This is a genomic window from Selenomonas ruminantium AC2024 (genome assembly GCF_000687995.1).
GTDB lineage: Bacteria > Bacillota > Negativicutes > Selenomonadales > Selenomonadaceae > Selenomonas_A > Selenomonas_A ruminantium_B.
Genome location: NZ_JIAC01000001.1, coordinates 794219 through 809369 on the forward strand (window position 1 = coordinate 794219; position 15151 = coordinate 809369).

Annotated in this window: 10 protein-coding genes; 6 read left to right on the forward strand and 4 right to left on the reverse strand. The window is 51.4% G+C overall.

Features of this window, described 5'->3' with window-relative positions; genetic code table 11:
* Positions 1-30 precede the first annotated feature (30 nt).
* Positions 31-3189, forward strand: coding sequence for a response regulator (locus tag P157_RS14825; protein WP_051598479.1), 3159 nt, complete (start codon positions 31-33; stop codon positions 3187-3189).
* 85 nt (positions 3190-3274) lie between these two features.
* A complete protein-coding gene (nagE, locus tag P157_RS0103695; protein ID WP_026759823.1) occupies positions 3275-4654 on the forward strand; it encodes an N-acetylglucosamine-specific PTS transporter subunit IIBC in 1380 nt (459 codons plus the stop codon).
* Between the two features lie 43 nt (positions 4655-4697).
* Here the strand turns inward: nagE and P157_RS0103700 are convergent, their stop codons facing one another.
* Together P157_RS0103700 and rpmF are read right to left on the reverse strand one after the other, a co-directional pair.
* Complete coding sequence (locus tag P157_RS0103700; RefSeq protein ID WP_026759824.1) at positions 4698-4898, reverse strand: helix-turn-helix domain-containing protein; 201 nt, start codon at positions 4896-4898, stop codon at positions 4698-4700.
* A 67-nt stretch (positions 4899-4965) separates the two neighbouring features.
* Positions 4966-5145: a 50S ribosomal protein L32 gene (gene rpmF / locus P157_RS0103705; protein ID WP_026759825.1), complete on the reverse strand. Its 180-nt coding sequence runs from the start codon at positions 5143-5145 to the stop codon at positions 4966-4968.
* A gap of 210 nt (positions 5146-5355) precedes the next feature.
* On the opposite strand from rpmF, the gene P157_RS0103710 reads away from it, so the two are divergent.
* The 3 genes from P157_RS0103710 (at position 5356) to P157_RS0103720 (ending at position 8776) form a co-directional block, all read left to right on the forward strand.
* The gene (locus P157_RS0103710) at positions 5356-6261 is read left to right on the forward strand and encodes a DMT family transporter (protein ID WP_026759826.1); all 906 of its coding nucleotides are present in this window, start codon (positions 5356-5358) and stop codon (positions 6259-6261) included.
* A gap of 213 nt (positions 6262-6474) precedes the next feature.
* On the forward strand, positions 6475-7344 hold the full coding sequence (locus tag P157_RS0103715) for an NAD(P)-dependent oxidoreductase (protein WP_026759827.1): 870 nt from the start codon (positions 6475-6477) through the stop codon (positions 7342-7344).
* Between the two features lie 94 nt (positions 7345-7438).
* Positions 7439-8776, forward strand: a complete 1338-nt coding sequence (locus tag P157_RS0103720; protein WP_026759828.1) for an amino acid permease — start codon at positions 7439-7441, stop codon at positions 8774-8776.
* Positions 8777-8877: 101 nt separating this feature from the next.
* Here the strand turns inward: P157_RS0103720 and P157_RS0103725 are convergent, their stop codons facing one another.
* Both P157_RS0103725 and P157_RS14830 read right to left on the reverse strand, forming a co-directional pair.
* A complete protein-coding gene (locus P157_RS0103725) occupies positions 8878-10875 on the reverse strand; it encodes a molybdopterin-dependent oxidoreductase (protein ID WP_026759829.1) in 1998 nt (665 codons plus the stop codon).
* 33 nt (positions 10876-10908) lie between these two features.
* A complete protein-coding gene (locus P157_RS14830) occupies positions 10909-11805 on the reverse strand; it encodes a 4Fe-4S binding protein (RefSeq protein WP_051598480.1) in 897 nt (298 codons plus the stop codon).
* A 126-nt stretch (positions 11806-11931) separates the two neighbouring features.
* Here P157_RS14830 and P157_RS0103740 point away from each other — a divergent pair, with 126 nt between their 5' ends.
* Positions 11932-15108: a DUF3427 domain-containing protein gene (locus P157_RS0103740; protein ID WP_026759831.1), complete on the forward strand. Its 3177-nt coding sequence runs from the start codon at positions 11932-11934 to the stop codon at positions 15106-15108.
* Positions 15109-15151 lie beyond the last annotated feature (43 nt).

A 15151-nucleotide genomic window follows, 5' to 3' on the forward strand; every position in this document is an offset into this window, starting at 1 on the left:
CGGATAATGTTTTAGAGGAGGAAAACAGCAATGCTTCAGAAGAACTATTCAATAACTCTGCCAGCTGACCGGCAGGAGGAATTCCTGAAGGAAATACAACCGCTCCTGTTGGAGATGGAGGAACAGGCGCAAACGTATCAGGCAAGCTGTTTATATCTGCATTTGGTGTTCAGTGGCGTAATGCCGGCGATGGTGCAAAGTATTCAGCAGCTGTTGCGGGAAAAATTGCCGCAGGCGGTTATAACGGGCATGACGGAAACGCTCTTTGTGCAAAAATTAGAGCAGGTGAAGCTGCAAATTAATGCTAATTTTTGGCAGTCCGGCAGGGTGGAAGTTTTGGAATACGAAGGGAAGCCAACGAATTATGAGACTGAGGGACATATCTGGGGCAGAAAACTGCGTGCTATTCCTCATCTGAAAGCCGTGGGGATATACTGTGCCGGCATGGGAACATCGTTCACGCATTTTTTGCAGGGGATGGCTGAAGAAATACCGCATACGGTTGTCTATGGCACGGTGGTCAGTATATTGGAAGATGTTACTTCGGCACCGTTGGAATGCAAGAATTTGTTTAAGCTTTTGATGGACAAGGCGAAGTATGGTACTTCGGTTGTCGGTCGTAAGGTTTATGAAAATGGCATTCTCATGGCGGCATTCTGCGGTGAAGATTTGCATGTCTTATCCGATTATGTGCTGGGCTGGAATCCGATAGGCAAGGAACTGGAAGTCACGGAAATGGTGGGGGATACCTGCGTGGCGAAATTAAACGGCATGCCCGCCACGAATATTTATGAACATTATCTGCAGGTGAAACCCGACGAAAATTTTGTCTATAATATTTCCGAATTTCCGCTGGCTGTGGAGCGCAACGGCTGTCTGATTGCCCGCGTACCGCCGGTCTATGATGAGATGGGGCGGATTTATTTCAGCGGCGATGTGCATTTGGGCGAGAAGATGCGGCTGACCTATGCCGTGCCCGCTAATCTGTTGCAGGAAACGGATAGGGCAAGTGAAAAACTTTGTTCCTTTGTGCCGGAGAGTATTATTCTGACCTTATGTGGCAATCGGACGTTTTTCCTCAAGGATTTGGCTGGCAAGGAGATTGAGTTTTATCGGCGCTTTGCCCCAAATTTGATTACCAATTATGGCACCTCGGAGATTTACTGTTATGAAGGACAGGGTGGCATTTTGAATAGTGCTCTGGTCAGCGTGGGCTTTCGTGAAGGAGATATAAAAGAACTGCCCGAGTGCTATGCGGAAATGACCGCTGAAGAAAAGCCAGTGGTCATTCCGCTGGCAACACGGATGGCGGCTTTTTTGGATGCGGTGACGCATGAACTGGCCGAATCCAACAAGGAACTTTTGGAAATGGCCCATGCCGCCAAGGCGGCAAGCATTGCCAAGAGTCAGTTCCTCTCGGGCATGAGTCATGAAATCCGCACACCCATCAATGCGGTATTGGGCATGGATGAAATGATTCTGCGGGAAACCAAGGAAGAACAGACGCGAGAATATGCGCAGAATATCCGCACAGCCGGTACAGCGCTATTAGCGCTGGTCAATGATATTCTGGACTTTTCCAAGATTGAGGCGGGGAAGATGGAAATTATCCCCGTGGAGTATAGTGCAAGTTCTATGCTGAATGATTTAGTCAATATGATTCGTCAGCGGGCGGAGAAGAAGGGGCTTAAATTCCATGTGGAGGTTCCAGAGGATATGCCCAGCATCCTGAAGGGCGATGAAATCCGTCTGCGGCAGGTGGCGGTGAATATCCTGACCAATGCGGTCAAGTACACGGACGAAGGAAGCGTAACCCTAAACTTAAGCTATAAAAAAATTGGTGAAAACCGCATTGCGCTGACCACCAGTGTCAAAGATACGGGGATTGGCATCAAACAGGAAGATATCGAAAAGCTCTATCACGCCTTTGAACGCATTGAGGAAGAACGCAACCGCACAATTGAAGGCACAGGCTTAGGCATGAACATCACCAAAAAACTGCTCGAAATGATGGGCAGTCATTTGGAGGTGGCAAGTGTTTATGGTGAGGGCTCGGAGTTTTCCTATACCGTGGAGCAGGAAGTGCTGAACTGGTCGCCCATGGGCAATTATGAGAAAGCTTACCGCAACATGATGGCCGCGCAAACGACTTATCGGGAAAGTTTTGTGGCGCCCGATGCAAAAATCCTCGTGGTTGACGATACGGCCATGAATCTCACGGTGGTGCGCGGGCTCTTGAAGCAGACCCTTGTGCAGGTGGAAATGGTGCTCAGTGGTTATGAATGTCTAGCTCGGGCAGAAAAGGAGCATTTTGATTTGATATTCCTCGACCACCGTATGCCGGGGCTGGATGGTATTGAAACCCTGCACCGCCTGCAGGAAATGAATCAACAGGAAAATGCCCTGAATGTCCATACGCCGGTGGTGGTGCTCACGGCCAATGCGGTCAGCGGGGCACGGGAGGAATATATCGCCGCAGGCTTTGATGATTATCTGACCAAACCCATTGACAGTCAGCAGCTCGAAAATTTGCTGCAAAAATATCTGCCACCGGAAAAAGTGCAGCCCGTGGGAACGTTGGAACCTGTGCAGACGGAAAAAGCAGAGGAAATTCCTCCCTGGCTGGAGAAGGTGCAGGGCTTGGATGTTCAGGCGGGGATTCACCATTGCGGTTCCCTGGCAGATTATATGGATGCCCTGACGGTTTTTGCCCAGTCCATCGAAAGCGGTGCGCAGGAAATTCAGCGCTTCTATGATGAACGGGATTGGGATAACTATACCACTAAGGTCCATGCGCTGAAGAGTACGGCCCGGGTGGTGGGGGCCGGGGAACTGTCCGAGAAGGCTCGTCGTCTGGAGGATGCAGGCAATAATTGTTACTGTGAGGAAATCAAAACCAACACTTTGCCGCTTTTGGAACTTTACCGGAGCTTTGCCGTGAGCTTATCGCCTTTGCTGGCAGCAGAGAAGCCGGATGGTGAAAAAGCGGCCATCGATGAAGCGGAACTGGCGGAAGCATGGGAGGCCATGGCTGAAGTGGTGCAGAGCTTTGACTACGACAGTTTGCAGTATATGATTGGCGAACTTGATGGCTACAGCCTGCCTGCGGCCGATAAAGAGAAGCTGGCAAAAATCAAACAGGCCGCCAGTGTCCCTGACTGGGAAACATTGAAACGTATTTTGTATTAGCATTGTAATATTTAGATAATTGTGCTAAAATGAGCGAGGCAGTATTAACTGCCTCGCATTTATTTTCACTATAAGGAGTGATATTATGAGCAATTGGTTTACCAAGCTGCAAAGCATTGGCAAGGCCTTGATGCTGCCTATCGCGGTTCTGCCGGCAGCGGCTTTGCTGCTGCGTCTCGGTGCGCCGGATGTGCTGAACATCCCGTTTATCACCAAGGCCGGTGGAGCGGTCTTTGATAATCTGGCGCTTATCTTTTCTATCGGTATCGGTGTGGGTCTGGCTAAGGACAACAACGGTGCGGCAGGTCTGGCCGGTGCCATCGGTTATCTGATTCTGACCTCGGCTCTCAAGACCATTGACGAAACGCTGAACATGAGTGTTCTGGCCGGTATCGTCAGCGGTATTGAAGCCGGTATCCTCTACAACCGCTATCATACGACGAAACTGCCCGAATATCTGGGCTTCTTCGGCGGCCGCCGTTTCGTACTGATTGTGACGGCAGCAGTATCCATTATTCTTGCCGCCATCTTTGGCGTAATCTGGGGCCCGTGCCAGACCTTTATCCATGCAGTGGGTGAATGGATTATCGGCGCTGGTGCACTGGGCACCTTCGTCTATGGTGTGCTCAACCGCCTGCTGATTCCGGTGGGCCTGCACCACATCCTTAACAGTTTCATCTGGTTCGTGTTTGGTGAGTACACCAATCCGGTGACCGGGGCTGTGGCTACCGGTGACCTCAACCGCTTCTTTGCGGGCGACCCCACGGCAGGTATGTTCATGGCAGGCTTCTTCCCGATGATGATGTTCGGTATGCCGGCTGTGGCTCTGGCCATGTATCATGCTGCAAAGCCGGAGAACCGTGCTAAAATCGGCGGTATGCTGGCTTCTGTAGCCTTCACGGCTTTCCTGACCGGTATCACGGAACCCATCGAGTTCATGTTCATGTTCCTGGCTCCGGCACTCTATGCTGTACATGCGGTACTGACGGGCCTGTGTCTGGCCGTTACGTATTCCTTCGGTGTGCTGGACGGCTTCGGTTTCTCGGCAGGTTTTATCGATTATGTAATTGACTGGGGACTGGCCACCAAGCCGGAAATGATTCTGGTCATTGGCGTAGGCGTATTTGCGCTCTACTATGGCATTTTCAGCTGGGCTATCCGCCAGTTCGATATTCCGACCATCGGCCGCTATGATGAGGATATGCCTGTCAGCAGCGAGAAAGTCACGATGAGTGAACTCTCTGAGCAGGTGCTGGCAGCCTTGGGCGGCAAGGAAAATCTGGAGGAAATCTCCAACTGTGCGACCCGCTTGCGCTGCACGGTTAAAGACGTCAACAAGATGGATTTGGAGCGCGTCAAAAAGGTTAACGGCGTACGCGGCGCCTTTGCTACGGGCAATGCGGTACAGGTCGTTATCGGCACGAACGCCGAACATGTGGCCAATGAGATTATCGCGCAGTCATAATAGCATAAGAAAAAACCTTCCCGATGTTTGGGAAGGTTTTTTCTTATACGGTGGCAATATCGAGACGGCCGAGAGTAGCCAGAATCTTATTGTAAGTTTCGCGGCAAATGGGGCGTTTGCCTTGTTCGAATTCGATAATCAGGGAAGGACGCATACCGCACATGATAGCCAGGCGGCTGCAGGACAGGCCCTGGTCTAAGCGGGCGCTGCGCACGAGGGAAATTGACTTAAATGATTTAACCATACACACACTCCTGGATAAAAATAAAATAACCGGATAATCGCAAGATTATCCGGTTAAGAGGTACTGCTTATTCAGCAGCGGCAACCACTTCTTTGCCGTCATAGTAGCCACATTCGGGGCATACATGATGAGGCATTTTCGGTTCGTGGCACTGCGGGCAGGAAACAAAGCCCGGTGCTTCTAACTTCCAATTAGCACGGCGCTGATCGCGGCGGGCCTTGGACATTTTTCTCTTTGGTACTGCCATTTTGGTTTCACCTCCGGAACAATCCGACTTACTGTTTAGTGAAATCCATACAAACTAGGGTTGATGCTGAATGGATTCATTTCACAATTGATATGTGCATTGACACATGATAGTATTTTACCGTTTTTGGCGAAATAATGCAAGCTTTTTTTGGCAAAAATTGTCAGCCGGCGTTATAATGGAAGTAATTGGTTTGGGAGGAGGAATTTTGTGAGCGATAAAGTCAGGGGCAATGTGATGCTCTTGCTCACTGCTATGATTTGGGGCGGGGGCTTTGTGGCCCAGAGTGCGGGCATGGATTATATCGGCCCCTTTACCTTTTGCGCGGCGCGCTATGTGCTGGCCATGCTGGCGCTTATCCCGGTGATTTTTTTCTTCAGCGTGCAGGCACGGAAAAATCCGCAGGCCAGCCTTGGGGAAAAGTTTGCACCGGACAGAGTTACCCTTTGGGGCGGCTTATATTGCGGCCTGACTTTGGGCGTGGCCGATGCTCTGCAGCAGGTGGGTATCTGTTATACCACGGCAGGGAAGGCGGGCTTTATCACGGCGCTCTATATCATTATGGTGCCGCTGATGGGGCGCGTGGTGGGGCAGCGTATTCCAAAGGTTCTGGCCTTTTGTGTGCTGCTGGCCATTGTGGGCTTTTATTTCCTCTGCGTCAATGAGGAGCTTAGCGTGGGCTATGGAGATTTTCTGACTTTGTGCTGCGCGGTGTTTTTCTCCCTGCATATCTGGGTTATTGATTATTTCATGAAGCGCAAGGCTGATGGCATAAAACTGTCCTGGGTGCAGTTTGCGGTGGCCTTTGTGTTTGCCAGCGGGTTGGTGGGCGGTTTTGAAGCGCCTAGCTTGGAAAGCCTTTGGGCGGCCCGCTATCCGCTGCTGTTTGCGGGCGTGATTTCCAGCGGCATTGCCTACACCCTGCAGATTTTGGGGCAGAAGTACACAGACCCCACCATTGCCACACTCTTGATGAGTTTGGAGTCGGTGTTTGCGGTAATCGCTGGCTGGGCGGTGCTGGGGGAAGTGATGAATGGGCGCGAGATTTTGGGGTGCGTGCTGGTGTTTATCGCGGTGCTGTTGGCGCAGTTGCCATTGCCGGCGTTAAAAAGATAGGCAACGGCACTGGAGAGGGTCTTTCGCAGTATGTTGGTTTGCATTATAAGCCTTCCCCTTGAGGGGGCGACAAAGTCGCGGGAGTCCAGTGGACTCCCTGGATAGTGCCCCGTAAGGGGCGGATGAGGTGCTTTGCAGGAGAACGAGACAAGTATAGCGAATTTCTTAGTGTTCATAGTTATAGTGACATTCAGGAGGTTGAACGTAATGGGCATCAAGAATATCGGCTTTATTGGTACGGGCATTATGGGCGCGGCTATGGCTGGGCATTTGATGGATGCGGGGTTCAAGGTTAGCGTTTACAACCGCACGAAGGCTAAGGCGGAAGAATTGCTGGGCAAGGGGGCTAAGTGGTGTGACAGTCCCGGTGCCTGCGCCAAGGGGCAGGATGTGGTGATTACCATTGTGGGCTATCCCAAGGATGTGGAGGAAGTTTATCTGGGGGATGACGGCATTCTGGCCAATGCCAAGGCCGGGGCTTATGTGGTGGATATGACTACGTCTTCACCGATTTTAGCGGAAAAGATATTTGCCTGCGCGAAGGAAAAGGGTATTTTTGCCGTGGATGCGCCAGTGACCGGCGGGGATGTCGGGGCGAAGAATGCCACGCTTTCCATCTTGGTGGGCGGCGAGGAAAATGATTTTGAAGCCCTGCGGCCGGTGTTCTCCGCCATGGGGACGAATCTGGTCTATATGGGGACGGCTGGAGCCGGGCAAAAGGCCAAGGCCTGCAATCAGATTGCCATTGCTGGTGCCTTGGCAGGCGCCTGCGAAGCCTATGCTTATGCGAAAGCTTCTGGTATCGATTTGGAGAAAACATATCAGGCTATTTCTGCAGGAGCTGCAGGCAGCTTCCAGATGAGCAATGTTGTGCGCCGCGGCTTAGATGGTGACTTTGAGCCGGGCTTTATGATGAAGCACTTCGGCAAGGACTTGGCCATCGGCACGGAAACTTCGGCGGCTTATGGTGTGGCTCTGCCGGTATTGGGCCAGGTTTTGAGCCAGGTGCGGCAGATGGAACGGCTGGGCGAGGGAAATAAGGGAACCCAATCGCTGTTGCATTACTATGGTCTGGGTAAGTAAGAGAACATATTTTATAGTACTGTAATATTGTAAGGTACCTGCCTGAAATGGTATAATAGGCAGGTACTTTTATTTTTAGAAGGGGAATAATTTTATGAACGAGAATGGTAAGTTAAAGCGGGGGCTAAAGAACCGCCACCTGCAGATGATTGCCTTGGGCGGAGCCATTGGCACCGGGCTGTTCTACGGTTCGGCATCCACCATTGCTCTGGCGGGGCCTGCCGTTATGCTGGCTTATTTAATCGGCGGCATTATGATTTTCTTCATCATGCGCATGCTTGGGGAAATGGCGGTGGATGAGCCGGTATCAGGTTCTTTCAGCCACTACGCGACAAAATATTGGGGCAAGTTCCCGGGCTTTATGTCCGGCTGGAATTATTGGTTTAACTATGTGCTGGTATCCATGGCGGAACTTACGGCCGTGGGCATCTATATGCAGTTCTGGTTCCCGGATTTGCCGCAGTGGATTGCGGCGCTTATCTGTCTGGTGGCCATTACGGCGCTGAACCTCATCAATGTGCGGCTTTATGGCGAAACCGAATTTTGGATGGCGCTTATCAAAATCACCGCCATTGTGCTGATGATTGTGCTGGGGCTGTACATTCTGGTGGGAAGTCCGCAGCCCTTCCCGGATAATCTCAGCAATCTTTGGTCTTATGGCGGTTTCCTGCCCAATGGTGTATGGGGCTTGGCGCTGGCCATCGCAGTGGTCATGTTCTCCTTTGGCGGTATCGAGCTTATCGGTATCACTGCCGGGGAAGCGGAAAATCCCGACAAGACCATTCCCCAGGCCATCAATCAGGTTATCTGGCGTATCCTGATTTTCTATGTGGGCACCATGGCGGTGCTGATGGCCCTTTGGCCTTGGAAGGAAGTAGGCATGGAGGCCAGCCCCTTTGTGCAGATTTTCATGAGCGTGGGGATTCCGGCGGCGGCACATATTCTGAACTTCGTGGTGCTGACGGCGGCGGTATCGGTTTATAATTCCGCCATCTACAGCAACAGCCGCATGCTCTACGGTTTGGCGGCCAAGAATGAAGCACCGAAATTCTTGGGCAAGCTTTCCAGCCACGGTGTGCCGGTGCGGGGCATCCTTGTTTCTTCGGGCATAACGCTTATCTGCGTAGCTTTGAACTACTTCTTTCCCGGAAAGATTTTCATGCTCTTGATGTCCATTGCCACCATCGCGGCCACCATCAGCTGGCTGACCATTGTCATCACGCATCTGAAATTCCGGGCTCATTGCCTGGCAACAGGGAAGGCGACGAAGTTCAAATCGCCCCTGTATCCCTTTGTTAATTATCTCTGCATAGCCTTCCTGCTGAGCATCTGGGGGCTTATGACCCAGATTGAAGGCATGGATTTGGCAGTCTACATTTTGCCTGCTTGGCTTTTGTGCTTGTGGATTGGGTTTAAGTATCAGAACAAATAATATACAGTAACTTGAAAAGGCCGGTATGACTTTTTCCGTAACGTTTGAAGCGCAGCTTCTAAGTGAAGGAAAAAGTTATACCGGCCTTTTATGCGTGGCTTTTATTTTGGTCTGATATTGACGAATACATCATAGAAGGCCAGCCCGGAGGCGGCCGTGGTCAAAATCCCTAAATCCGTGGGCACTCCGGCATTGAGGAGGTTAAGCCCTCCTTTTTGACTGGCGCCCTGAATACTCAGGATGATATCCGGCGACAGGTCTTCGCGGAACTGGACACTGACAGGCACTTCGCCCTGTTCATTCCAGACAATGGCAGGATGTTTGTCCTGCAGGTGAAGCGCCTGCCCCACAGCGGGATGGATATAGACCAGAGGATATTCCGGCAGCTTGTGCTGCTGGGGATAGCTTTGGCCATTGATATGTTCCTGCGAATGGGGGGTGAGGAAATGGAAGGGGTATTTCTCGCTGGGGAGCAGCTGGGAAAAATTATCCGGCAGGCTGCAGCAGTGGAATTTGCCATCATCCGTGGCAAATTTTCCTCCGGCCCAGGGGAAGGACTGGTAGCGGAAGCGTACGGGGCCGCTATATAGGTCCTGCCATTTTTTGATATGCAGAGCCTGACAGACTTCCGGGGTAAATTCTGCGTCGAGAAATTCCTCATCGGTAAGCTGAGCGGGAAAGGTGCTTGTGCCCGGAGCCAGTTCATTCAAGCGGCGGGTCAGCAGACGGGCGATTTCCAAATCGCTTTTGGCTTCTCCACGCGGGGGAATGGCAGGTTCGTTAATGCTGATACGGTGGCGGAAATAACCGCCGTAGACATCCAGTTCTTCAAATTCTGTGGTCACGGGCAGAACAATGTCAGCCATCTGCGTAGAGTGGGTCATAATCTTGTCGGCGGCCACCACAAGTTCCAGCTGGGGCCAAAGTTCTTTTAGCTCCGTCAAGCCCGCATCCTGACGAAGCGGGTTACGACAGGCAATCCAGAGCAGTTTTACCGGTGGAGCATTCAGATTATGCAAGCCATGGGCGAAGTTATTGATATTGATAAAACGGGTGTCTGACCGCTTTTGCATAATGTGGTAGGGGAAAATATCCATGCCCATGTCGGCAAAGTTCACCCCGCCACCGGAAATGCCGATATTGCCGGTGAGCATGGAGAGGGCATCGATGAGGCGGATGGTCAGACCACCCTGAATATGGCGTTGAAGGCCATAGCCGCACCAGATATGCATGGGGCGGTTTTGCAGGATGAGTTCTGCCAAAAAATCAATGACTGCTGCTGGCTGGCCTGTGGCTTTTAACAAGGGGCGTGCAGGAGTTTTTGCGATGGCGGCCAGCAATTCCTTGGCGCCGGTGAGGTTGTCCTTGTTATAGGATAGTTTATTGTAGGCGGCCAGCTTTTTGAGCAGTAAAAGGGCCAGCGCGGCGTCGCCGCCGGGGCGCAGTTCGATAAAATAGTCTGCCTTGCGGGCGGTTTCTGTGTACACTGGGTCAATGACTACCACCTTGGCGCCCCGTTCTTTGGCAGCGTAGATGAAGGGCATGGAATGGACGGAGGTCCATGCAGGATTTATGCCCCAGAGGATAATCAGTTTTGCTTCGAGCAGCTGACGGATATCGGCGGTTTCATTGGCGCCAAAGTCCAGCTTCTGGGCGTCCAGTCCGGAAGAAAAACAAGGCGTGCCGGTGGTTTGGGTGGTGGGCCCCAGACTGTTGAACATTCCCTCTATGGCATAGTGCAGCAGGCTAAAATTGCCGGAATACTTGTTGAGGCACAGGGGCAGGGCAGAGTGATAGCGATCCTTTAGTTCCAGAATCTTTCGGGCAATGGTATCAATCGCCTCTTCCCAGGAAATCCGCTGCCAGTTCCCGGAACCGCGGACGATTTGCCGTTGGGGATAGAGCAGGCGCTGCGGATGGTAGACTGAGGCGAGAATTTCCGCCTGCTTGCTGCAGAGACGCTCGGAAGCGCCGTCCTGCTTGTCACCTTTGATGTATTCGATTTTCCCGCCACGGGTAAAGGCCAGCATGGGACAGGAATCGTAGCAGTTGCGGGGACAGATATGACGGGTGACCTGATAATTATCCTGTAAAAACATACATAGCCTCCTTTCCGGGATGTAATCCGTTAATCAGCCCCGCTGCAGGGTAAAACTGCTGTCAGCAGGTGGAGCAGGAGGAGTTTCCTCCTGCAGGGAAAATTCTGTCTGCCCCGCAAAGCTGGGCTGCAGCTTTAGAATGCTTTGCGGACAGTTGTTGACACAAAGACCGCAGGCGGTGCATTTGATGGGATTGAAATGGAGCTTTTTGCCCCCTTCGCTGTCGCTGATAACCAGAGCCTTTTCCGGGCAGAGCATGGTGCAAAGGCCGCAGGCCGTGCAGGATGCTGTAAGCTCCAGACCGGGAAAGAGCTGGCAGGGAGAAGTGTCCTGCTTGTCCAGCCAGATGGTTCCATCAAAGGCATACTGGCGTTCCGTCTGAGCCTGAGCGATTTCTGCGGCGGTGTCCGAGGCGGCATGAAAGAGGGAGCGGAAGAAGGAACGGCGGGCCACTGCCTGCGGCGCTGGGGCAGAATCCTTCACATGAACCAGTTTGATGGTTGCTTTGCCTGCTTCCTGCAGAGCCTGATTGCAGGCGGCGATTTCCTGCGCCAGCCAATTCTGCACGGCAGGCTTGCACTGCGCGCAGCGGCTGGTGTCCATGGCCAGAGGCTGCTTTTCTGCCAGTGCCCAAAGCAAACGGCGGTTCAAGGCTCCCAGACAGGCCATGGCATGAGGCGAAACTTTCCGGCACATAAGAACCTGCGGGGCGAGCTTTTGCGCTGCGGTAAGACAGTTGTCATAGTCCGTATCGCTGGTGATGGCTCCTGTGGGACAGACCGCGGTGCAAAGACCGCAGTTATCACATTTTTCACGGTCGATTTCCCGGTTATGGATTGCCCCTTGGGGACAGATTCCCTGACAGCGGTTGCAGGTGATGTTGGTATAGTGAAACAGGCAGCGGTTCAGGTCGATATCGCGCCGGGCCATGGATTCAGCCCCTTTCTGAAGATAGTTTCCTTCATTATACCGCCAGTGGGGAGGATTTGACAAATGAAAAGGCGTATAATTAGCAGTGAGAATTGCGTAGGACAAATGACAGAAGGATGGAACATTATGCTGAAAGATGGCTTGTATGAAAAAGTAGTCAGCGATTCATTGTCAGATGAGCTGGCTGCGTTACCGCATAAATATAAAGAACTGGCTGCTATTGATAAGGCAGAGGCGGCTAAGATTTTAGCGCAGTATGTGGCGGCTGTAGTCGAGCGGGGCTTAAAGTCGGTGCGGGATAATAGCGAAGATATTGCGAGCCAGGTGTCTCTGGTGAATGAAATTATCGCTACGGTTCAGGAGAAAACGCAGGAACAGGATTTTTCTGCCATGAAGGTGGAGGAGACAGGACAGCAACTGTTGGCATTATATGACCGGCAGGATAGCATTCTGGCTTTGGGGGCTAGGGGAAAGGATAAAGTTGACCGGCCGGAGACTTCGCTGGCGCAATCCAGTCTGTTTACCGGGGCTGTCCATGAGCCGCAGATGTATACGGAGCTGAAAAAGGAAATTGCCAGTTGCAATCGCATTGACATGTTGGTGTCCTTTATTAAGTGGAGTGGCTTGCGGCTGCTGATGGAGGAGTTGCAACACTTCACCCAAAACGGCGGCAAGTTGCGGATTATCACCACTTCCTACATGGGGGCTACGGATGTCAAGGCAATCAAAGAGCTCAGCAAATTGTTAAATACAGAAATCAAAGTCAGTTACGATACCCAGCGTACGCGGCTGCATGCCAAGGCGTATGTGTTTTATCGGGATACGGGGTACACGACGGCTTATATCGGTTCATCCAATCTTTCGCAGGCGGCCATGTCCAGCGGCTTGGAGTGGAACGTAAAAATTACGGCGCAGGACCAGCCGGAGACTTTGGCGAAGATTGCGGCTACGTTTGCCAGCTATTGGGAAAGCCGGGAGTTTGAAATCTATACAGAGGCTGAGGAACTGCGCCTGTATCGGGCTTTGCGTGATGAGAAATACTTTAAGGAGGGCAATACCACCCGCTATACGTTGGATGTGCGGCCCTATTCTTATCAGCAGGAAATACTGGATAAACTGGCGGCAGAGCGGGCTGTGCGGGGGTTATATCGCAATCTCTTAGTGGCTGCCACTGGTACGGGCAAGACGGTTATTGCCGCCTTTGATTATGCCCGCTTTTGCAGGGAGAATTCTGGGCGGCCGAATCGGCTGCTCTTTGTGGCACATCGGCAGGAGATTTTGAAGCAAAGCCTTTCTACATTTCAGGCAGTGCTGAAGGACAATAATTTTGGTGAACTTTTTGTGGGCCAGTATACGCCAAAGGCTATTGACCAGCTCTTTATCTCCATCCAAACCTTTAATTCGCAGGATTTTACCACGAAGACCAGTCCTGACTTTTACGATTTTATCGTGGTGGATGAAATTCATCATGGCCCGGCTGACAGTTACCAGAAGCTGCTGAATTATTACCGGCCCAAGATTTTGTTGGGGCTTACAGCCACGCCGGAACGATTGGATGGAAAAAGTGTTCTGCCTTACTTCGGGGATAGGATTGCAGCAGAAATCCGGTTGCCGGAGGCCATCGAGCGGAAGCTCTTGTGTCCTTTCCAGTATTTTGGTGTTACCGATAATGTGGATTTGACGGATGTAAAATGGACGGCAGGTGGTTACGATAAGCAGGCACTTAGCAATGTGTACAGCCTCAGCGGTAAGGTAGCAGAACGGCGGGCGGATTTAATCGTCAACTCGTTGCAGCGCTATGTGACGGATGTACTGGCAGTAAAGGGGCTGGGCTTTTGTGTCAGCGTCGAACATGCCAGCTTTATGAGTGACTATTTCAATCAGATGGGGATTCCGTCCTTGTGCCTTACGGGGCAATCTCCCCAGGCTGATAGGGATAGCGCACGAAAGCGGTTGGCGCAAGGGAAGCTGACCTTTATCTTTGTTGTGGATATTTATAACGAAGGGGTAGATATTCCAGAAATCAATACGGTACTCTTTCTGCGCCCGACGGAATCCCTGACCATCTTTTTGCAGCAGTTGGGGCGTGGATTGCGCCTTTCGCCGGATAAGGAATGTTTGACCGTACTGGATTTTATCGGGCAGGCCAACAAAAAATACAGTTTTACGCACAAATTTGCGGCGCTTTTAGGCAATACTTCTCATAGTGTACAGCAGGAAGTGGAAAATGGCTTCGTCTCTGCACCAAAGGGATGCTATATTCAGTTGGAAAAACAAGCGGCTAAGTATATTCTGGATAACATCAAAGGGGCTTATGATACCCTGCGGGGGATAGCTGGACATATTGCCAGCTTTGCCGATGATAGTGGGTTGACCTTGACGCTGGCAAATTTTTTGCACTACCATCACATGGACCCGCGTCAGCTTTACCGGCAAAAGAGTTGGCAAAGTTTTACCCGCATGTGTGTGCGGGCGGGCGTACAGGCTGATTTTGAGCCGGAACCATTGGAAGAGCAGGTAAATCTGAGTATCGTCTTTCAGAAGCTCGCCGTGGCAGATTCCCAGCGGTGGATAAAATTTTTGCTGAACTTGTTGCCCCGCTTGGCGGAGACGGATTTTGACTGTCTTTCCTTGTTAGAAGCACGGATGCTACAGATGTTTTACGTAACGGTATGGGGCGAATATGCAAGTGATTGGCAGGCCGGGAACGTGCGGGATAATCTTGCAGCGTTGGCGAATAGTCCCCATATTTTAGCCGAAATGCAGGAGCTTTTGCGTTATCAACTGGATGGCATTGACTTTATTGATGAATCGGTGGATATTGGCTTTGCCTGCCCGTTGGATTTGCATTGCACTTATACCCGTGACCAGATATTGGTAGCGATGGATTTTGACAAGCCAAATACTGTGCGTGAGGGGGTTAAGTGGTTGGAGGACAAGCAAACAGATTTGTTTTTTGTAACCTTGAACAAGGCGGATAAGGAATATTCGCCCACGACCATGTATGATGATTATTCACTCAATGAATGGCTGTTTCATTGGCAGAGTCAGAGCGTAACGACGGTGGAATCGCCTACGGGGCAACGTTATCTTCATCATCAGGAACAGGGCAGTAACATCCTTTTGTTCGTGAGGGAGTTTAAGAAGGACAATCTGACTGGCGGCGCCGCGGCCTATACCTATTTGGGGCGGGCGAATTACGTAAGCCATGAAGGCGAAAAGCCTATCAATATCGTGTGGAAGCTGGAACAGCCCATTCCAGCAAAATTCCTGAAAAAGACCAATAAACTCGCAGTGGGCTGATATATTTTTATGACAAAAAAGCTGTTGCACATTTTTGCGCAAC